General features: G+C 45.2%; 17 protein-coding genes and 1 tRNA gene. 7 read left to right on the top strand and 11 right to left on the bottom strand.

Annotated features, from left to right (window positions below; all coding sequences use genetic code 11):
• Positions 1–133: 133 nt before the first annotated feature.
• From K5Q92_RS14110 to cutA, 5 genes are all read right to left on the bottom strand, one after another.
• Positions 134–3,352, bottom strand: coding sequence for a glycoside hydrolase family 2 TIM barrel-domain containing protein (locus K5Q92_RS14110; RefSeq protein ID WP_220769635.1), 3,219 nt, complete (start codon positions 3,350–3,352; stop codon positions 134–136).
• Between the two features lie 51 nt (positions 3,353–3,403).
• Entirely contained in the window at positions 3,404–4,330 is a 927-nt protein-coding gene (locus tag K5Q92_RS14105; protein WP_220769634.1) for a hypothetical protein, read from the bottom strand.
• A 68-nt stretch (positions 4,331–4,398) separates the two neighbouring features.
• Positions 4,399–6,057, bottom strand: coding sequence for a cation:proton antiporter family protein (locus tag K5Q92_RS14100; RefSeq protein WP_220769633.1), 1,659 nt, complete (start codon positions 6,055–6,057; stop codon positions 4,399–4,401).
• 207 nt (positions 6,058–6,264) lie between these two features.
• Positions 6,265–8,097 carry a protein-disulfide reductase DsbD gene (locus K5Q92_RS14095; RefSeq protein ID WP_220769632.1) on the bottom strand — a complete coding sequence of 611 codons (1,833 nt, stop codon included), beginning with the start codon at positions 8,095–8,097 and terminating at the stop codon, positions 6,265–6,267.
• On the bottom strand, positions 8,094–8,417 hold the full coding sequence (gene cutA / locus K5Q92_RS14090; RefSeq protein ID WP_220769631.1) for a divalent-cation tolerance protein CutA: 324 nt from the start codon (positions 8,415–8,417) through the stop codon (positions 8,094–8,096). The genes K5Q92_RS14095 and cutA overlap by 4 nt, the downstream gene beginning before the upstream one ends.
• 317 nt (positions 8,418–8,734) lie before the next feature.
• Here cutA and K5Q92_RS14085 point away from each other — a divergent pair, with 317 nt between their 5' ends.
• A complete protein-coding gene (locus K5Q92_RS14085) occupies positions 8,735–9,322 on the top strand; it encodes an FxsA family protein (protein WP_220769630.1) in 588 nt (195 codons plus the stop codon).
• Here K5Q92_RS14085 and K5Q92_RS14080 read toward each other — a convergent pair.
• Positions 9,319–11,121, bottom strand: coding sequence for a protein kinase (locus tag K5Q92_RS14080; RefSeq protein ID WP_220769629.1), 1,803 nt, complete (start codon positions 11,119–11,121; stop codon positions 9,319–9,321). The genes K5Q92_RS14085 and K5Q92_RS14080 overlap by 4 nt on opposite strands.
• Before the next feature lie 242 nt (positions 11,122–11,363).
• Between K5Q92_RS14080 and K5Q92_RS14075 the strand changes: the two genes are divergently transcribed.
• Complete coding sequence (locus K5Q92_RS14075; protein WP_220769628.1) at positions 11,364–11,705, top strand: hypothetical protein; 342 nt, start codon at positions 11,364–11,366, stop codon at positions 11,703–11,705.
• 199 nt (positions 11,706–11,904) lie between these two features.
• Positions 11,905–12,564, top strand: coding sequence for a thiopurine S-methyltransferase (locus K5Q92_RS14070; RefSeq protein ID WP_220769627.1), 660 nt, complete (start codon positions 11,905–11,907; stop codon positions 12,562–12,564).
• 279 nt (positions 12,565–12,843) lie between these two features.
• Here K5Q92_RS14070 and K5Q92_RS14065 read toward each other — a convergent pair whose 3' ends face one another.
• Both K5Q92_RS14065 and K5Q92_RS14060 read right to left on the bottom strand, forming a co-directional pair.
• Positions 12,844–13,866, bottom strand: coding sequence for a porin (locus tag K5Q92_RS14065; protein ID WP_220769626.1), 1,023 nt, complete (start codon positions 13,864–13,866; stop codon positions 12,844–12,846).
• A 559-nt stretch (positions 13,867–14,425) separates the two neighbouring features.
• Entirely contained in the window at positions 14,426–15,472 is a 1,047-nt protein-coding gene (locus K5Q92_RS14060) for a porin (protein WP_220769625.1), read from the bottom strand.
• Between the two features lie 384 nt (positions 15,473–15,856).
• On the opposite strand from K5Q92_RS14060, the gene tcdA reads away from it, so the two are divergent.
• Positions 15,857–16,678 carry a tRNA cyclic N6-threonylcarbamoyladenosine(37) synthase TcdA gene (tcdA, locus tag K5Q92_RS14055; protein ID WP_259649580.1) on the top strand — a complete coding sequence of 274 codons (822 nt, stop codon included), beginning with the start codon at positions 15,857–15,859 and terminating at the stop codon, positions 16,676–16,678.
• A 185-nt stretch (positions 16,679–16,863) separates the two neighbouring features.
• Positions 16,864–17,481: a superinfection exclusion B family protein gene (locus K5Q92_RS14050; protein WP_220769624.1), complete on the top strand. Its 618-nt coding sequence runs from the start codon at positions 16,864–16,866 to the stop codon at positions 17,479–17,481.
• Positions 17,482–17,568: 87 nt separating this feature from the next.
• Here the strand turns inward: K5Q92_RS14050 and K5Q92_RS14045 are convergent, their stop codons facing one another.
• Entirely contained in the window at positions 17,569–17,703 is a 135-nt protein-coding gene (locus tag K5Q92_RS14045) for a DUF3149 domain-containing protein (protein ID WP_012153859.1), read from the bottom strand.
• A 329-nt stretch (positions 17,704–18,032) separates the two neighbouring features.
• Between K5Q92_RS14045 and K5Q92_RS14040 the strand changes: the two genes are divergently transcribed.
• Positions 18,033–18,117, top strand: a tRNA-Leu gene (locus tag K5Q92_RS14040).
• Between the two features lie 479 nt (positions 18,118–18,596).
• On the opposite strand, the gene K5Q92_RS14035 is transcribed toward K5Q92_RS14040, so the two are convergent.
• Together K5Q92_RS14035 and K5Q92_RS14030 are read right to left on the bottom strand one after the other, a co-directional pair.
• Positions 18,597–19,040 (bottom strand): DUF417 family protein, encoded by a 444-nt coding sequence (locus tag K5Q92_RS14035; protein WP_220769623.1) that lies wholly within the window; start codon positions 19,038–19,040, stop codon positions 18,597–18,599.
• A gap of 20 nt (positions 19,041–19,060) precedes the next feature.
• A complete protein-coding gene (locus K5Q92_RS14030) occupies positions 19,061–19,594 on the bottom strand; it encodes a carboxymuconolactone decarboxylase family protein (protein ID WP_220769622.1) in 534 nt (177 codons plus the stop codon).
• Between the two features lie 101 nt (positions 19,595–19,695).
• On the opposite strand from K5Q92_RS14030, the gene K5Q92_RS14025 reads away from it, so the two are divergent.
• Complete coding sequence (locus tag K5Q92_RS14025) at positions 19,696–20,508, top strand: AraC family transcriptional regulator (protein ID WP_220769621.1); 813 nt, start codon at positions 19,696–19,698, stop codon at positions 20,506–20,508.
• Positions 20,509–20,830 lie beyond the last annotated feature (322 nt).

The raw sequence follows: 20,830 nt of genomic DNA, 5'->3' as shown, positions 1-20,830 counted from the left end.
CCTTCACTGTTATTTTTAGTTTTATATCCTTGGTTTTGCTATATCTGCATTATGCCTAAAAGGCCGACAGATATTGTCTTGCCTAGGCAGCATTTAGTTGGCTATAACTGAATGCTGTTTAGCTTTTAGGGCTTTATCTATTGTCGCCTCTAGCCTGTAGTTTGATATCTGTGTCCGCTGAAATAGGCGCTAGGCTAAAGCTGAATTTCATCTGTTTAGGAGCGATACGATAGGGGGCATGCACTGGACGCCCCCATGAGGTATCGCCGCCGACCCCCATCTGCTTGTAATCGATGTTCCAAGTGACAAAGTCACGGATTGGGATCTCAGCACCATGGTTAGCCGTCACAGGCACTAAACCTGAGGCGGAGCCCTCGGCATCGCCGTCCCTAAAGTCGATATCGGCTTGAGCAAAAGGCCACAGGCTGGTCTGCAGCATCTCACCGTCCATTGTGGTTTGAGCAAGCAAGCCTGCGCCTTTGCTATCTGTCACGGCCACATAGCGTACATCGGTGCGTTGCCCTGTTTCCTGTGGTCTTGAGTAGCGGTGGAAGGTTTTCTCAATTGGCAGGGCATACCAAGCGACTGCATTACCGGTTTTTCTATCGGCATAGCTCTCCTCTGGGCCACGGCCAAAGTAGTGCATAAAGCGGTTTTTAAATGGCAATTTTGTGGTGAAACCAAATCGAGGCAGATCGGCAAGCTCAGCGCTACCTGGGGTGAAATCACTACTTACCAGTAATTTCCCTTGCTGGCTCAGCTGATAAGTCGTGGTGAGACTAAAGCCAAGCACTGGATGCTGCTGAACAACCTTGAGCGCAGCATGCTTACCCTTGGTGCGGCTGATGGATACGAGCTCAAGCTCGAGCGCGGCGTCTTGCCACATGCCAGCCCACTTAGGCATCTGGTTACCTAAGTCATTATCGGTCGGCGCGCGCCAGAAGTTCACCATCAAGGGCCCTTCTAGGCGTGAGACTCCCTTGACCTTAATATCGGTCAACCAGCCGCTAGTTTTGTTGATGAAATATTGGTTGTCCCTGTTAGCTAGAATCCAGCTTTCGCTATTTTGCTCGATGGCATCGATTACTTGGTGCGAGGTCGTTTTTGCCGATTGTAGCTGAAACTGCTCGAAGGCGATCAGGTGATCGCTTGGCAGCATAGGCTGTGGCGTATCGACCTTAACTTCAAGTAACAGCTGATATTCATATTGTGGGTTTTGCTGCATCGCCTCAAGCACTGAGCTAGGCAGCGTCAGCTGGACTGCCTTGCTAGCGCCAGCGTTTATTTGTGGCATAGCGAGCAAGCCCTCTGCAAATGAGCGGCCATCTTGCTGCACTGTCCACACTAGGTTTAGGCCCTGGGTGCCGATAAAGTCATGACGGTTGGATAGCGTAAACTCGACCTTATGCTGCACGGCTCTAAAGTCAGACAGCTTGAATGGCTGATAGACTTTCTTCACCTCAGACAGATGTGGGTGTGGATTTCTATCGGGGTCCACCAAGCCATTATTGAGAAAGTTGCCATCGGTGGGCATGTCGGGGTGATAGTCTTTGCCGTAGGCCCAATAACGTTGGCCATTTTCATTAGTAAACGCAAGAGATTGATCGACCCAGTCCCAGATAAAGCCGCCTTGCAGCTGTGGATACTGGTCGATGACATTCCAGTAGTCTTGCAGATTACCCACTGAGTTGCCCATGGCGTGGGCGTACTCAATCATGATCAGCGGTCTATCATTATGCTCTTTAGCGTACTTTTCGATTCGCTCAATGGATGGGTACATGGGCGCGACGATATCGGTATAGGCGTGTTGCCCTGCAGGTTCATATTGCACTGGGCGGCTCGGGTCACGCAGCTTAATCCAATCATAAAGGGCGGCAAAGAGTTTGCCTTCACCGGCTTCGTTGCCCAGAGACCAGATGATAATAGAGGGGTGGTTTTTATCGCGCTCAACCATGCGCTCGACTCGTGCCTGATGGGCGGGCAGCCAGCTCATCTCGTTACCTAGCTGGGTGTTCTTATCGATAGCTAGCGGGTGTGACTCGATATTGGCTTCATCAATAACGTACAGGCCATATTTGTCGGTGAGGCTTAACCAGTAGGGATCGTTTGGATAGTGGCTCGAGCGTACGGCATTGATATTATTTTGCTTCATCAGGCGAATATCGGTTTCCATGCTTGCTCGACTCACCACATGACCTGTATCTGGATCGGTTTCGTGCCTGTCGACACCGCGAATAGTGATCGCCTTGTTGTTCACTAATAGTTGACCCTCTTTTATTTCTACTCGGCGAAAGCCCAACTGCTGACTACTGGCTTGCAGCAATTTACCTTGGTTGTCGCTTAGGCTAACGATGAGTTGATAGAGGTTTGGAGTTTCTGCACTCCAAAGCTTAGGAGACGCGATGGAGAAGTCGAACTTGTGGCTCTGCAGTTTTTTAAGCTTAGCGATATCTTGTTCACCGCGGCTAACCTCAACACCTTGGGGCGAAAGCAGTCGATAGCTGAGGCTGACGTCTTTGGCTTTGGTGTGGTTCTCGAGTTTTAGCTTAAGTGCTACCTCGGCCTTGTCGAGGCTTGCCGACATTTGATATTGGGCGTCGATATCGCTGATACGCTGTTTTTCAGTAGCATAGAGGTAGACATCGCGCTCGATACCACTGACCCTGAGCATGTCTTGGCTCTCTAGATAGCTGGCATCGCTCCAGCGGATGATCTTTAAGGCCAGCAGGTTTTCCCCCTTGTTTAAGTAAGAGGTGATATCAAACTCTGCCGGAGTCTTCGCCCCTTGGCTGTAACCCACTTCGGTGCCATTGACGAAGGCGGTCAGCGCCGAACGAGCCGCGCCAATGTGTAGGAAAACCTGCTTATCTTGCCAAGCTTCTGGCAAGGTGATTAGACGGCGATAACTGCCGGTAGGGTTGTGATCCTCAGGAGCATCGGGCCAAGTCGTGGTAAACGGGTAACGCTCATCGAGGTAGATGGCGTGACCAAAACCTTGGGTTTCCCAGTTTCCCGGCACCTGAATACTCTGCCAACCTGTGAGATCGGCATTGGCTTGAGCAAAATCCTGAGGCACGCTTGATGGGTTATTCGCGTAATGAAATTGCCAGCGGCCGTTAAGATCGAAAAAGTTACTGCTGACTCGGTAGTCATCTTTGAGGGCTTTCTCTTGGCTCGAATAGCCAAAGAAGCTAGCGTGTGGTGGCTGCTTGTTCTGCTCGAAGATTTGGTGATTTTGCCATCTTTTCGGCGTATCAGCTGCATAGCTTAACGGGCTGATAAAAAGGGCGAGTAAGCCGGCGATAATACGGCGAGTGTAAATTGTTTTGCAGCTTGATTGTTGGCTATTCATCAGGGGGCGACTCTTCACTAATTATTATTTTTGATTGTGTTTTGTATCTGTTTACTTTCGCTGCCAAACGACGGCTAAGTGCTTATTATCTGGGCTGATGGCGATACGCGACGGGCTAAGGTGATCAGCACTGGGTGGCGATATTGAACTGACTAATTGCCATTCTGGTTGAGTCATTTGATCCGCTTTCCAGCCGACTAAATCCCCACCATCTATGTTGAATAACCAGTTATCTTGGCTCCATGTATAGTCTTCGTTGGCGCTAGGGGGCAGTGCAATTAATCGCTGGTGACTATTGTCTAGCGGCGAGTAACGCTTAATGATGCGGTCGCCATCTAGCTGCTTATGTAGATAGCTGAAGGCCTTATCGTTGGGAATGGCGTGAATACTGCGACCGACATTATCGACCACAAAGTGGCGCTCATCAGCGGTTTCACCCACAGGTTCAAAATAGAGGCTATAGGCGTACCTCGCCCAAATAAGCGTGCCTAAACGCTCATCACTGGCAAAATAACCTGCAGGAATGAGGCTGTTAATTGCTCGTTGGCGTGGAGTATTAGCACTTTGTTGCCAAACGCTTTGGTGAGGTACACCTTGCTCGACCACATATTTAATTTGTACGCCATTGCCGGCTGTCGCATAGGCCTGTGGTGAGTATTCACTCTGATCGGGCGTAAAGGTCAGCTGGCTGAGACTCGCGTTATCGAGTCGATATTGATAGATATCATTTTGTGAATCGACTCTGTCGGAGGTAAACAGTAGATTTTGGCCATCAGGGCTAAAACTGGGTTGATTGTCATAGCCATCACGCTCGGTAACGGCTTTAGCTTCGCCTAAGTGCCATTGCTGTTCAGCTTCGTTGTAATCGAGCGGATAGAGCCAGATATCGAATCCGGCAGCTTGAATGCTGCCGGAGATAAATAGGCCTGTTAGAAGTGCATAACCCGCCAGAGTAGAGTTTTTATAATTATGTGGCATTGTATGTTATCGGTCATTTTATACTCGTTGATAAATAACATACGCTATAATAGGGATAATGTATACAATTAGCCTTTTGTCTGATTCTCTAGGGCATCGACTTCATTTTTTCGATTGATTGCGTTGGGGTTATCTGGCGCGGCACCGCTTGGTGTTAGTAGCTCTTTGACCAAGTGCTCGACAAAACCCGCTCCAGCCGCTTCATAAAGGTTGTACACGCTATGTACTCCCGACTCGCTCAGCGATTGGGCATCTTCTTTATATTTGACGATAGCGCTCAGCTTGCCTTGATAATCTAAAAGCTGTAACTGCTCGACGGCAAACTGATTACCCACGTGGTGGGGCATGGTTAACAGCACAAGCTCAAGGTGCGGTGCTCTGTCTAGTTTTTCCCAGAAATCAGTATCGGATGCATCGCCTTGTACGACATTTCGACCTTCAGAGATATGAAAGTCCACCAGTTCTTGTTTATGCTCTACCCCTAAGATCTCGCCATCATAACGAGATCTGAGTTCATCATAAGCACCAGAGCCGATACGGCCCATACCTAAGATCAGAAAGCGCGGATTGCCGACCGGGATAGGTCTATCTTCCGGATGCAAAGGATGCTTTTCTAAACGCTTGAGTCGGCCTTGGTATTTTTGATAAATACGGCTAGAGGCGGTGTTAAGCGGCGCTGCAAATAGAAAGCTAAAGCTTAGCGCTACCGCGAGGATCACCATCCACTGTGGCGGTAGCCAGCCTTTTGAGGTCGCCACTGCCGCAACAATCAAGCCGAACTCGCTGTAGTTGCCAAGACTAAATGAACTCATCAAGGCGGTACGGGAGCGAAGCTTAAAGTATGTGAGTAAGTACATAAACAGAATGACTTTAATTGGAACTATAAGCACCAAAATAGCCGCTAAACCGATATCGGAGAAAGTCGGTAAGCCGTTGAGGCCAACGGTTAAGAAGAAGGCAACAAGGAAAAGTTCTTTAAAATAAAATAGCGACTTTGCCAGCTCAGATGATTTGGGATGGCCCGCTAATAAGATACCGATAATAAGTGCACCGAGATCCGGTTTTAGGCCGACAAGCTCAAACAGTCCCGCGCCCATGACCAGTGCCATCACGAGACCGAATAGCACCAATAACTCACCGTGGCCGACTCTGTCGAACGCCTTGTAAATGAGTGGTTTTGCCAGTGGCAGTAGCAGTAGGGCTAAGGCCCAGTATGAGGGGATGTCACCTTTAGATATGGTGAGAAAGGCAACAGCAAAGATATCTTGCATAATCAAGATACCAATTGCTACTCGGCCATAAAGGGTTTGCATATCACCCTTATCTTCGAGCACCTTGACCGCAAAAATCGTACTGGAAAAACTAAGTGCAAAGGCGAGTAATGCCAGTTGATCGAGCTCAAGACCTGTGAGCTGCTCAAGGCCTAATAGTCCTAGCAGCTTTAATAGTGGGATAAAAAATAGCATTGAGCCAAGCAAGTGTAAGCTCGAACCCGCCCACACTTCAGCTTTAAACAGACTTCGCAGATCCAGCTTAAGGCCAATAGCAAATAGCAGCAGGGTAACCCCGAGGTTAGCCAATTGCTCTAGCATGGGCAGACTGGACTCTTCGATACCAAATAGAAACAGCACAAATCCCGCAACAAGATAGCCAATTAAAGGGGGAAGTCCCACACGGCTAACTAACATGCCGCAGGCTAAGGTGATAATGAGTATAGCGGGTTCCATGGTGCTCCTTTTTATAAAAATCTACACCCAAGCCTTTGGGTATAATGATGCACCATTGTATAAGAAATTTATGAAGTTGAGCTGAAAAATGTGAAGAAATTTGATGTTTGTGAAACCTGTTGTTAGCAGGTTTACGGTAGAGAAAAGCCCCAGTTTATTAAAACTGGGGCTTGACTATAAGCTTTTTAGACTTAATTAACGAATTCGTTATTTAACTAAGTGGTCTAGATGCTCGGCAAAGGCCTTTGGTCGCATAAAACCTGTGACACGTAGCTCGTCTCGGACGGCACCATTTTCATCAAACATCAGTAGCGTTGGCAGGCCGAGAATGTTGTAGTGTTCAAGCAGTTCGATATCAATCGCATCGTTCTTTGTCACATCGGCTTGAAGCAGTACCATCTTGTCCATGCGCTCTAGCACCTGTGCATCTTTAAAGGTGATAGCCTCGAATTCTTTACAGGCAACGCACCAGTCAGCATAGAAATCGACCATAACAGTTTTGCCTTCAGCGGTTGCTGCTGCAATCTCGGTATTTAGGTCTTCTAATGACTTGATGCGTTTGAAACCATGGCTTTGAGCCTCACTCGAAGCATTAACCACCGCATGGTTACTAAAGCCAAGCTTAGCCATTACCGCTTGCATGCCGTAGGAGAAGCTTCCTAGTAGCGCTAGCATCAGTAATACCGAGCGGGTGGTTTGCTTCCAGTTAAACTCAGTAAGCTTATTCTGGTGCATTAAGTACCCTACCAAAGCGATACCCCAGATTGACCAGAGTAAGTCTGAGATAAATCCTGGCCAGATACGGCCTAACATCACAATCGATACAGCGATGAGTAGGAAACCGAAGATAGTCTTGATGACATCCATCCAGCTACCAGCTCTTGGTAAGATCTTACCGCCAGAAGTTCCGATAATCAGTAGTGGTAGACCCATCCCCATGCTCAGAACGTAAAGTGCTAGGAAGCCCTGCAATAGGTCGCCAGTTTGTGCTACATAGATCAGTGCGCCAGATAGCGGAGCCGTGGTACAAGGCGAGGCGACAAGGCCAGAGATAATCCCCATCACAAACACGCCAATAACATTGCCGCCTTTCTGGTTGTTCGACAGTGAGTTCATCTTCTCCTGCCACTTTGAAGGCAGTTTAAGATCGTACAAGCCAAACATCGACAAGCTCAACACGAAGAAGAGTATCGCTAGTACAATAAGAACAGCTGGGTGTTGCAAAGCTGCTTGATACTTCATGCCTGCCGAGGCAACGATAAGACCCACGAGTGAGTAGGTGATCGCCATACCTTGAACATAGACCATAGATAGGCTGAAGGCTTTTGCGGTAGAGAGTTTCTTGCCTTGACCGACGATGATCCCAGATAGAATTGGGTACATAGGGAACACGCAAGGGGTTAGCGCAAGGCCAACACCTAAACCAAAGAAGATGACTAAGGTCCAGATTAGGCTGTCACCCGAGAGCATCGCGCTTAGCGTATCTTGTTGAGTAATAGGCGCGCTAGCGGTTTCGGCAGGTTTTGCGACCTCGTTGGTCGTTCCTAATGCTTTATCTGCATCGGCTAACAGGCCATCGTTGGCGGCGACTTCAGTCAGTTCTGCGGTTTTCTTAGTTGGTGGGAAGCAAAGTTTACCCTCGGCACAGCCCATAAAGGTGACATTAAGTTTACTGCCCGTAGCAGCTTCTTTAATTGCTACAGGCATTTCGACGTAAGAGTAGTAAACCTCTTGCTCACCGAAGTACTCATCGGTATGAGGCTTGCCTTGTGGTAGGGCGATTTCACCAAGCACGGCACCGTCGGCAGCTTCAAACTTTAGTTTGTCGCGGTACATATAGTAACCGTCGGCGATGACCCAGCTAATTTTGACCTTGTCGCCTTGTTGTTTAAAGTCGAACACAAACGCCTGATCGACAGGCATCAGTTCGGGTTCTCCCTTCAAAAAGTCAAACTTATTACTACTGAAAATGCCCTCTGCATGTGCCAGCGGCGTCAGCAGCAGTAGTGAGGCTAAAAACAGATTTATGATTCTTTTCATGGCTGTGTGGTTTCTTTTATCCAATCAAAATAGGCCGGCAATCCTTGGGTCACAGGGAGTGCGATTAGCTCGGGTACATCATAGGGGTGTAGTTTAGAAAGCAGCTGTTCGACGGCATCGTAATGCAGTGCTAGACACTTTATGTGTAGAGTAAACTCTTGCTCTTCACACACTTGCCCCTGCCACTCATACACAGAGGTTACGGCCTGCGAGATCTGTACACAGGCCGCAAGCTTGGCTTTAACCAGTTCATGGGCAAGAGTTTTTGCCTGCTCTTGGCTCGGGCTGGTGGTGATCACTAACAAAAATTCGTTTTGCATTACGCTACTATATTATCCAACAGATTAAAATTGTATTAAGCCAACGATTGTATTATGCCGTTCAAGGTACAATGGTAATCAGTAAAGCGAACGGCTTTCAAAAAGCTAATCGATACTTTACGTCTTTTAACTTAGGCTTGCATTAAGGCATGGCTAAAATAGTGATGCCAGTAGTTTTTGCTTACAATTACTCACCTAATTGCTGCACTTACTAGGATTTATACTGTTAAATAGCAGTCTCAAACTGGCAACGACTTGAAAGTAGACCGGGCCGCCCCAATTTAGTTTTCATCACCAGCAAAAAATGTGAGGTCAGTGTGTTTTTTATTTTGTTAATAATATTTGTGTTAGTTCCAGTCATGGAGCTATCCGTACTGATCCGTGTTGGTGAGGTGTTAGGCAGTTGGACGACCGTTGCGTTAGTGATTTTTACCGCTGTAGTCGGCGTATCTTTGGTACGCAGCCAAGGGATTAGCACCTTGATGCAGGTGCAGCAGAAGCTGGCTCGTGGTGAGGCGCCTGGGCAAGAGATAGTCGAAGGCATGATGTTAGCGGTTGCAGGGCTATTACTGTTAATACCTGGCTTTGTCACCGACTTTATCGGCCTAGTGTTACTTACTCCATTTACTCGCACTCCGGTGGCGAAGTTCTTCTATAAGCGCATGCAGCTTAAAGTGCAGGCTGGTGGCGGTTTTCAATCTGGCTTCGGTCCGGGATTTGGCCCTGGAATGGGCCCTCATGGACGCAATCCATTCGAGCAAAATGGTAGCTCTCCTTTCGATCAAGGTAACACCTTTGATGGTGATTTTGAGCGCAAGCCTGATCCGAGCGATAAACGACCCGAGAGCCATCAGGTGAATGACGCCTCTAAGCCTGTTCATGATGATAAAGAGCCAAAAGCCTAAGTCTTTTTAGGGTTTCTGGGGTAGAAGTAGTCTGCCTTGCGCTCGATATGATTAAATTTGCGGGTGTTCTTATAGGGCAGTTTCATAAATCCTGACACACCCTTTCCTTGGATCTTATCCACATGGGCTAAGATCCTATCTAGACTTGCCCTGAATGCGGCCTGTTTTCTTGGGTTGAGTAGACGCAAATAGCTGTGGATCTTCATATGGTTTGGCAGCACCTCAAAGATAATACAGCCGGTGTGGTGGATCTGGTTTATCCATCCTAACTCGGTCATGATCTCTTTAGGCAGTTCTAGGTTCTCTTCTGGGTCGCGGCCATCTTCAAAATAGGAGTGCAGTCGAGACTTATCTTCCAGAGACGGCACATTCCCCACTTCAAACGGCAGCTGTTGATCTTGAGCCGTGACAAAAGGCTTTGAGCTGTCTTCACGTTCAATATGCAGGGTGTCGCGAGCGTTGAAGAAACAGGCTTTGAATACGCCGATACGGCGGATCCCTCGCGCAAGCGTCACCATGTTATTCACCGCTATGGTGATAGCTTGTTTCTGCTCTGGCTTATAGATGGCAAGATTTGAATCGATAAACACACCGGTTTCACGCCAGTGAATAGCCAGTCCACCAACGATGGCATATTGACTGAGGCGGCCCACAGCGGCGATAAAGCCTTTCTCGGTATCTCCCATGCCAGCCATAAAGTTGCGGTAATACTTTTCTAGCTGCAGGTCGTCCATTTTGGCTATGGGATCGTCACCATTGTGCTCTTTTAAGAATGCCTTACGCGAGCTGTAACTGACGGTTTCGACCTCTTTATCTCTCGGTAAGATCCATACAGGGATCTCGGCGGTCAGTGCTGAGGAATTAATCTCAGGCAGATGCATGCGGTGGCTGTGGGCCATGCTTTTTAAAAAGTAGTCGCCAGCGTGTTTACGTCGTACGGGGTCGCCGCTGAGCATGCCATCTAAGGTTCTGGCCAGTTCGATAGGTAGACCTATGCTGGTCGGGGGGATCACCTTACTACCAAAGCGACTCGCCTGACCCGAGGCGAGTGCGTAAAGCGTAGCCGCAACGCCTTGCTCATCAAACCTCGGGCTAGATAGTGCGCCATTGAGCTGCTCTTCACCGATGAAATATACATCGCCCATACGGGCATTGGTCTGTTGTTGATCGCTAGACATAAGGTCCATCACATTGCCATTGACCGGATTGCCTTCGGTGTCTCGCTGGGCGAAAACAGCCGAGCCCCAGTCGATAAGGGAAAGGTGTTGGGTCTTGATGTCGTAAACTAGGTTAGAGGGTTTGATATCACCATGAATGAGCGGCCGACCATTGTGTAAATACTGCAAGATGGCGGCGAGCTGGCGAGCGATATTCATCACCATGGCGACAGGAAGCGCACCGACCCTAAGGCAAAGCTGCTCGAGATCTTCTCCCGGAGCCCTCGCCATCACTAAGATCCCCTGCTTACCCACATGCTCAAACTTAATCACCGGCGGCACATTGGGGTGGACGACCTGTGATAGCATAAAGGCTTCTTCCTCAAGCCTGTCTTGAATATGTTGCGGCAAGGTGAGGCGGGAGAACTTAAACACGTGAGCTTGGCCAAGCTCGTTGATGCCCGCAAACACAAATCCATAGGCACCTTTACCCACTAGCTCTAACTCTTGATATCCGAGCTTACCGAGTTGCTGTTTACACAGTCGGATCCAGGCTCTATGTTTACGGGCATCTTGAGCGCCCAGTAGATAGATAGACTGCTCTTCTGAGATATAAAAATGCTGAAGTTCAGGTGTGTGCAATTGAGATCCCTCTTTGGTTACCCCATTAAATCAACAAGCTGAATTAAAGTCCAAGCCGATTCAATTTAAAGCAGGAGTACAGCGTGTAAAAAGCCACTCTAGGTCACACCTAACCAATATTTTCGGATTAGATATTGATACATATCAAACCTAACAGAATAAGAGAAAGGTAATCTTTAGTTAGTGCGACTATAAATGATATAAGCCAGATAAAACGCTTTGATATCAACACCGAGGTAGCTATGTCAGAATTGGACAAATCACAATTAATTGAACTGCTTGAGTACCCTAGGCGTCGAATTCTGCAATCGATGGAGCTGAATTACTGCCCCCACGCCGGTTTTTTCAACCATACCGACATGGAATGCATTAATTGTCATCAGGGTATGGAATGTACTTGGATGAACCATAACGATGAAACGATTGCTGTTGAGCGAAAGTCAGCCGAAGAGTTGAAACAACAACTTCTTGTTGCAGTTGATTTTATCGATTCGAGTTTAACGCCACATCATCTATCACGTCGTCAATGTGAATGCGAAAACTGTGTATGGTTAAAGCGAGTGCAGCAAGTGCTTAAGGCGTAAAATCCTAGGTTTTGACTTGGTATTGTTTGCTAGATAGCGCGTATTCTTTTTGCTTCCGTTTCACTCTGTCTATAGAGTAATAGCTATAGCGGTATACCAAGTCTTGAATCATCACGACTCTAGTCAGATCTAGTTAGTTCCTACTCAGATATTCGAGTGCTCGGTCATACCTTAGTTTTCTTTGATATGGATCTTGAATATGCAGCCAAGTTTTTGGCATGAAAAATGGGATGCCCAGCAGATTGGCTTTCATTTGAGTGCAGTTAACCCCCTCCTTGTTAAGTACTGGCCACAACTTGAACTCGATGCTAACGCTCAGGTTTTTGTTCCTCTTTGCGGTAAATCGTTAGACATGTGCTTTTTGGCTGAGCTAGGCCACGACGTATTAGGTTGTGAGCTGAATGAGTTAGCAGTGCAGCAGTTTTATCAAGAGAACTCACTGAAGGTCGCTGTCAGTACTATCGCTCAGCACCAGCGCTTCCATACCGAACAGGTGACCATCTATCAGGGCGACATCTTTAGTCTTGATGCAGCAGAGATGACGGCGACAATGGCTTTTTACGATCGCGCAGCGCTCATCGCTTGGCCTGAGGAGATGCGTTTAGCCTATGCCAATCAGTTAGCTAACTTGATCCCTGCAAACAGTGTTGGCTTATTGATCACCCTTGATTATCCTCAGGCTGAACTTAATGGTCCGCCTTTTGCTGTATCCGACGACTGGGTGCAGGCCAACCTAGCTGATGACTTTGAAATAGAACGTTTAGCCTGTGAAGATGTGCTAAGTGAAAATCCTAGATTCGTAAAAAAGCAGGTGTCTTGGTTAACCGAGTCGGTTTATAAGTTGACGCGAAAAAGCTGAAAAGAAGGTTCTAGGAGAAGCAGGTCCTAGGTGCTAGGAAAGGCAAAGACGGTTAAAGCTAAGACGATATAAAGCAGAACGGCCTGCGGCCTAGCGAACGCTTCGCTTACGGAAAAGCGACAATCAGGACAAAGTCCGCTCTAGCAGTGAGCCTGCGAACGTCCTAGTAGCCCGAAGGGCGTCCTCGAATCTTCTCTCATCATTTAGTTAGATCAAAAAAGCGACCCTAGGGTCGCTTTTTTATGGCTTTAAATCGTTAGAGTCTAAAGACTCAGTCGATTAGAAGTTGTAACGTACACCAACAGTGAATACGTTGTCGTCTTCTAGGTCAACTTTAGCAGTACCCACTTTGTGGTCGCCTTCGTACATAGCGTAGTGGCCATATACCATAGTTGATTTAGAGATCTTGTAGTCAGCACCAACGGTGATAACTTGAACGTTTACGTCAGAACCGTCTACGTCAGTGATGTTTGAGTAGTACTTACCGAAACCAGCTTCGTCTTTACCGTACTCAGCCTTTAGGTTAACGCCGTTTAGGTTGTAAGCAACGTTTACGAAGTAAGAGTTACCTTCTTGATCTGTTGTTTGGCTTTCAGTGTTCTGGAATAGACCACCGATTTTGAAGTCACCCAATTTAACTTGAGCAACACCACGGTATGCATCGATGCCACCGATAGTGTTGTAAGCCGCAGCTACGTAGTAGTTTTGCGCCTTAAGCTTCTTGTCACCGATAGTCGCGCTTAGTGCATACTGATCTTCGTAAGAAGTTTCGTTAGCATCGTTAGTGTAGTTGTCTTCCATTAGGTAAGTAGCGTTTAGCGTTACTAGACCTGCGATCTTTGGAGAGTAGTACCAGATACCATCGCCTTTACGCGCTTGACCACCAACTAGACGGTCGATATCGGCGTTAGTGTTACCGAATAAATCTACGCCACCTTCAGATTGCTTGAATACAGTGTCATTACGACCAACAAGTACAGTACCTGCTTGAGACTTAAGACCTAGGTAAGTGTTACGTGCTTTAAAAGTATCACCAGAGTTAGTCGTGTTTTCTACTTGGAATTCCATCTGGTAAACAACGTCGATGTTGTTAGTTAGGCTTTCGCTGCCTTTAACACCTACGTGAGAGAAATTGTTCTCGAAAACGGTACCTTCTTTGCTGTTTTGAGTGGTTGCACCCGTGTCAGAGTTTGTAACAGCAAGATCTAAACGGCCGTAAAAGCTAGGACCATCGGCTAGCGCGCCGAAAGAAGCTAGGGTTAAAACTGATGCCACTGATGCCGAGATTAGCGTCTTTTTCATTTCATTTGCTCCCAGAACCTAAGTTCCTATTCGTTTCTTATGGTTTATTGCATAAACTTTTGTTTTTGCTACGCGCGTCCTAGCCCATAACAATTGTGGGGCTAAATATTACAGTTTTATGGATTTGAAATTGTGGAGTAGATCAAGTTTTCAAGGGTCAAGCACGTAATTGCTACTTTTTTGTGACGTTTGAGGAGGTTTGGTTGTTTATTTGGTAACTTCTATGGAAATAAATACTTAAATGTATCCCTAAAGGAGTATCCATCAAGGCTGGCTTTAAATTATTTGTAGCTTTTTTAGTGTAAATTGAAGTCAGAAAGCAGTTGTTTTACCGTCTTATTATGTGCTGAAAAATTAACCTGTGGTGGGGTTGGAGTGAAAAAGCACTAGAAATGCCCAAATGTTATATTTTTGTTGTGAAAACTGTTGTGGTTAAAGCTATTAACCTCCCATTGAATTAAAAAGTCCTATAAATAGAAAAGGCAGCTTACGCTGCCTTTTTACGTTTAAGAGCTTCTCTTATTTGCCTAAGCTAACTAAGTCAGCCAAGCCGTTTTAATTAGAAGTCGAAACGCATACCAAGAGTGAAGATGTCATCACCTAAATCTTGTGTCGCACCAGCTAGTTTGATGTCGCCATCGTACTTAGTGTAGTGACCGTATACTAAGGTGTTCTTGCTTAGACGGTAGTCAGCACCAAAGCTGAACTGCTGTAGATCCACATCGCTAACAGTTTCTAGAGCTGCACCGTCTACGCTGCCTACATAGCGGCTAACATACTTGCCAAGACCTGAGTCATCGCTACCGTACATAGCTTTAAGCTTTAGGTTACCCATAACGTATGCAGCGTTTACGAAGTAAGTGTCACCTTCAAGGTTGGCGTACTTGCTGTCAACGTGCTCACTGTTTTGGTAGAAACCACCTAGGATAACTTGACCAAGTTTAACTTGAGCCACGCCGCGGTAAGCTTTTACATTTTCGATGCCATCGTTATATGCAGCAGAAACATAGTAGTTCTGTGATTTTAAGCCCTTGTCACCAAGAGTTGCGCTTAGTGCGTACATGTTGTCTGCTGCGGTATCTTGATCGTAGTTGTCATCCATTAAATAGGTAGCATTTAATGTCACTAGATCGGCAATCTTTGGCGAGTAGTAAGTGAAACCATCGGCGCTACGAGCTTGGCCAGCAGCTAATAGATCGATATCTGAGTTAGTGTTACCGAAAAGGTCGAAACCACCTTCAGACGCTTTAAATACAGTGTCGTTACGACCGACTAGGATAGTACCTGCAGTAGCAGACTTTAGGCCTAGGAAGGTGTTACGTGCTGCGAAAGTGTTGCCAGAGTTATCGAAGTTGCTAACACCAAACTCCATCTGGTAAACCACTTCAAGATCGCTGTTGATCGCTTCAGTACCTTTTACACCCAACCATGAGAAGTTGTTCTCAATGATTGTACCTGACTTTTGGTTTTGAGTAGCAATCCCCATGTCAGAGTTGGTAACAGCTAGATCAGCACGACCATAGAAACTTGGGCCATCAGCAAGTGCTGTAAAAGAGGTGGCGGCTAGTGCTGAAATAATCGTGGCGGACAGAACAGTTTTTTTCATTTTCATCTTCCTGTAGCGAATTGCTATTTTAGTTTGCAGGCTATCAATATTCGTTAGCCCTATTCGCGGGCCAACAAGAGTGAAGCTGTATTTGTCGGGCGAGATTCTGGCACGGAATAGGATTTTTTGTTTGTGATCTAAATCAAATTCAATGTATTTTTTGTGATAGCTATCATATAGCTTTACCCTTTTTAAACAATGGTTTAAGTTGTTATTAACAGTGGATACATGTCAGGTGTCTATTTGCTTTATTTTTGCTTAAGTTGATAACAGGTGTATCTTTGGGTGTCGTTATTTTTTTAGAGTTTTTCCTGTATTTAAGATAAAATTAGCAAGCTATTTGTGTTTTCTATTTTCTAGACTTTTTCTACATTGAGTATCATTTTGAATAATCACACCTTGTCAGACGCTTACTTGAATCGCTTTGCCGGTATCGGTCGTTTATATGGTCAACAGGCTTTAAGCTTTTTTGCACAGGCCCATGTCGTCGTCGTGGGGATCGGTGGCGTCGGCACTTGGGTTGCTGAGTCTTTGGCAAGAAGTGGTATCGGACAGATCACCCTTATCGATCTGGACGATATTTGTGTGACCAATACCAACAGGCAGGCTCATGCGTTAAAAGACACTATTGGTGAGTCTAAGGTCGAGGTGATGGCGCAACGCCTTAAGCAGATCAATCCTGAATGTATCGTGAATGAGGTAGAAGACTTCATCACCCCAGAAAACTTATCTGAGTATTTTCAGGGTAAAAAGCAGGGCGGTAGCATAGATTACGTTGTGGACTGTATCGATGCCGTTAAGGCTAAGACAGCCTTAATTGCCTGGTGTAAGCGTCAAAAGTTACCCATTATTACCGTGGGTGGTGCCGGCGGCCAGATGGATCCGACTCAAGTGCAGGTTACTGACTTAGCTAAGACATACCAAGATCCATTGTTAGCTAAAGTGCGTAATCAGCTAAGACGCGAATATAACTTTTCTAAGAATGTAGCCCGCCGTTTTTCGATCGAGGCGGTGTTCTCTACTGAGCAACTGGTTTACCCCCAAGCCGATGGTACGGTATGCAGCACTAAGGCGACGGCCGAAGGCAGTATGAGAATGGATTGTGCCTCAGGTTTTGGAGCCGTCACAGTGGTGACTGGCACCTTCGGTTTTGTGGCGACGAGTAGGGTGTTGACTAAGCTTGCGGCTAAGGCAAACGCTAAATAAAGGCCTTAATTTAAGTTGACATAATAACAGCTCGGTAGAGTAGAGGCGTCCATAGGGCGCCTTTTTGTTATTTGTTGATTTTCTATTGCCTTAGACTTGCAAAATTAACCTATATCACTTTAAAAGCTGGCACTATTATTGCTTTTGAATATACCAGAAACAGAATTCTGACACTGGATATGATTATGCAAAAAGTGGGTTTTAACACGGCTTCCTTTAAAATGATTTCTCCTAAAAAGGTGGTTTTTACCACCATGCTATGGCTGACGCTTGCATCGGCGGCACTACTCTTCGTTCCACAACCACTGCTAGCCTCGTTAAGTCTGGCCGAGTTGTCACAAAATCATGCTCACTTTATCGGTTTAGGCTTGATCATTGGCTCCGCTTATTTATTGACGCTGTTGCTAAACTATTTTCTTGATGAGGCGATCAGTTACTTCAGTGATAAGCGTTCTGTCGAGGTGATCGAGGAGAAGGTTAAGTTACTCGATCCTATGGAGCGAGCCTTGCTAAGAGAGTTCTTTCTGCAGGGACAAACTATTTTGACACTACCTGAGCAAGAGACGGCAGTGAAGAGCCTACTGCAAGCTGGGATTTTGGAGCACCTAGGTAATCAGAAGCATTATGCGATTCAAGGTTCTACGGCAGATTTTAAGATCTCAATGCGTGCTCGGGTTCACTTAAATCGTCAGGTATTACGTTTCCCTGTTGGCGAGCCTAGCCCTGAAGATATGAAGAACTTGATTAAGGCGCGTCCGCACTTCGTCAATAACCTTGTTGCGCCGAGGAAACATGCAGCCTAATTTGGCCATGGATATAAAATTTAGATATAAAATTTAGATAAAAAAAGGGGGGCGAATAGCCCCCTGCATTAGAAAGATTGACGAAAACTAATTTTCGGGATCCGCAGACTTGGTATAGAACATCCACATCAGATAAGAGATGATGCCTATTGTACTAAAGATAACGATCATCGAAAGCAATCCTATTGGGTTGCCAAACATCAAATCTAACCAGAATGCCATTTGCGAAATCCTCTTTCTTTTTCTTAGTTCCCGTTAACGATACGCCGACGTGTAATTACACTTTTTGATCTCAGTCAAAAATAGCGCCTGTTATTAAAAAAATGGGTCTACATTGTTAATAAATATGCTGTAGATCATGTTTTGCTAATTTTGTGTGGTGTTCGATATACGGCTTTTGCGCGGATAGTAAACGGATAAGCCTACTTGAGCATGAAAAATGGTCACTTGATAAAAACCTTGGCTCAAAGTACTTGCCATTCATCTGCTGGTAGGTATAATTCCGTTCACTTACTGAGGTCGAGCAGATTTTAGTGAGAAATATTGATAATGCCTGAGTGGTGGAATTGGTAGACACGTCGGATTCAAAATCCGATTTCGAAAGAAGTGACGGTTCAAGTCCGTCCTCAGGTACCATTATCAACAAAGCAACCTGCCATCGAGCAGGTTTTTTTATGCCTGAAATTTGGCAATGCTAGGCTTGACGCCACTTCCAGCAATCTTGCATTACCTCTTATCTACAATTTTATCTGCGTATTTCTACCCCATAACCACCAAGCCATCAGCTACAAAAATCAGTTTATGGTCTATATATGGTGCATCACAGGTTAAATCTGTGCACAACGCAATCCCACTAAATTCAACAATCTAAGGTTCTCGCTAAATAACAAGCCAACATACCCAAGGGCTTCAGGCTAGCAGTTTCATGGTCTTACCATGGTGACTTTACGGTGCTATGAGCTCTTCAGTGGGGAAGTTTTCCGTTTATTAAAGTTGTTAGAAAGCCAATTATATAGTCACTAGAGCCAGTTCTCGGCAGCACAATCTATTCTCACGGTCTAGATAAAATTGCACAGAGAGAACGCTCACATTTGTGAGCGTTTTTTATTCTGAGTCTATTTAGAAACTTTATCAGTTTTAATCAGGTTTTTACTTTTCTCAATACTTAACCAGCTAATTCCTAGAAAGACGATGTCTTTTAATATGAAGAATTCGGTTACTGGTACACCATCAACAAGCTTCCAAACTCCGGGTAAAGTGAAAAGAAAGCTCAATGTAGTAATGAAGATAGCCATAGCAGCTAGACCACTCCAGTAGCCCACTTTAGGCTTCCAAATACCAACGACCATGCCAATAGCGACAATGATTTCCGTAATGCCGATAAGATTCGACACACCTTGTACACTAAGAATACTGAACAACCAATTCATTAAAGGATGGCTTTCAATTAATGGTCTAATTGCCTCTGCCTCTGTTGGAGTAAATTTGAATATTCCAATCCATAACAAAGTTAGTACGACACCGACTAGACCAACTAAATAACCTCTTTCCTGTTGCATAAATTACTCCTTTTTTTATATCAAAGCGTAAGACTTACTTTCGGGAAATCAATGTCTGTTTGTGCTAAATGGTTTGCATAATTGGTGAATAAATTGGCCGTTACTTGAGCGAGTACTTCAAAGACTAACTCTTCATCAACTCCATTTTTAGCCGCTATATCTAATTGGTCTGTAGATAGTTTTCCACGTAGCTCTACTAGCTCTACGGCTAATGTTATTAAGGCTTGATCCAGTGCGCTATCCGCATGACCTTCTCTAGCTTCTTTGATATTTGTCTTTGCTAACCCGATGCTTCCAGCTATAAGGGTGTGAGCAGATAAGCAATATTGACACTGATTTTTCTGAGCGATAGCTAAAGCTATTAACTCTCGTTGCTTCGCGCTTAAACGTCCTTTGGATAAAGCATCGCTAAAAACAAGATAAGCGTTGAGCACTGTTGATGAATGGCCAACAGTTGCATAGAGGTTAGGCACCATTCCTAGCTTGCTTTTAATTTCTGAAAACGTTGTAGCAACATCGCCTTGAGGATTTGGAACTGGAAGAATGCGGCTCATGCTGAGCTCCTTTGATTAAGTGAATTTACGGTATAGATATTGACATCATAAATAATACGATTTATCACTATTAATCTAAATTTACATACCCTAAGTCTCAAATGGATACCTTATCGACATTAATATCTCATGCGGAGCCCAAAGCGAACTTATTCTTTTCAGGTAATTTATGTGGAAGTTCTTCAAGTACAGATCATCCATCTGGTGGTATATTGCATTTGGTTAGAACGGGTGAAATGCTTTTATTTGAAGATACTGGCTTAACTTATAAAATCAACGAGCCGACACTCATTATTTACCCCAAAGGGAAGGGGCATCGTCTTCAACCTAAGACTCTTGAAGGCTGTGATGTTGTATGTGCTAACTTAAGCTTTAAAGATTCACCATTATACCGAGCTCTACCCGAGTCTATAGTTCTTCCTCTTAGGGTATTAGATAGTCTACCGAATACAATTAGCATGCTATTTGTTGAAGCCTTTACATCACGTTTTGCCCAAGCCGCTATTATCTCAACGCTGCTAGACCTACTATTGCTGCTGGTTATTCGGTATTTGGTTGAAAATAAAATATGCCAAGAAGGGATGTTATCAGCTTTATCTGATCTCAAACTTGCCAAAGCTATTGAAATAATCCACAAGCAAATAGATTATCCATGGACTGTTGAAGAGCTAGCTGCCCGAGTCGGGATGTCACGAGCAAGATTTGCTGCATTATTTACTAGTATCATAGGGCAACCACCGCTCAGTTATGTGACAGAGTCGCGCTTACTATTAGCTAAGAAGTTATTATTACAAGGACAGCCTATAAAGTCGGTTAGTTTAGAAGTGGGTTATAGTGGAAGTGCTGCTTTTTCTCGAGCATTTCAACGTCAATTTGATGTAACTCCACGGGCGTGGCATCTGAAACAAATCTAATAGTTAATTTAGGGGCGCTTCTAGAGAGTTAGGGGAAGCATGTTTTTTCTAGAGACGGTAGACGTGTGCTGGATTGTAAATATTTCATCTATTTGAAGTGACAAAAAGTCTATCTGCAATGCCTGTAGTTTTATAATTACGTTCAATGGCCTATTAGACAGATCTATTTTTAATTCGACAGGAAGTCGTTTTCTGCGGATGAGACACTTTATTTCCTTTGTTTATTATACTTCTATTAAGTACCTACTGTTATATGAACTTACCGACTTATAAGAATCTGTTGGGTTGGGGGAATTTGAACTATATTTAGTTTTTTACTTAT

Origin of the sequence: Shewanella sp. MBTL60-007 (assembly GCF_019654915.1) — a bacterium.
Lineage (GTDB): Bacteria > Pseudomonadota > Gammaproteobacteria > Enterobacterales > Shewanellaceae > Shewanella.
This window is presented reverse-complemented; position numbering and strand designations above follow the sequence as displayed.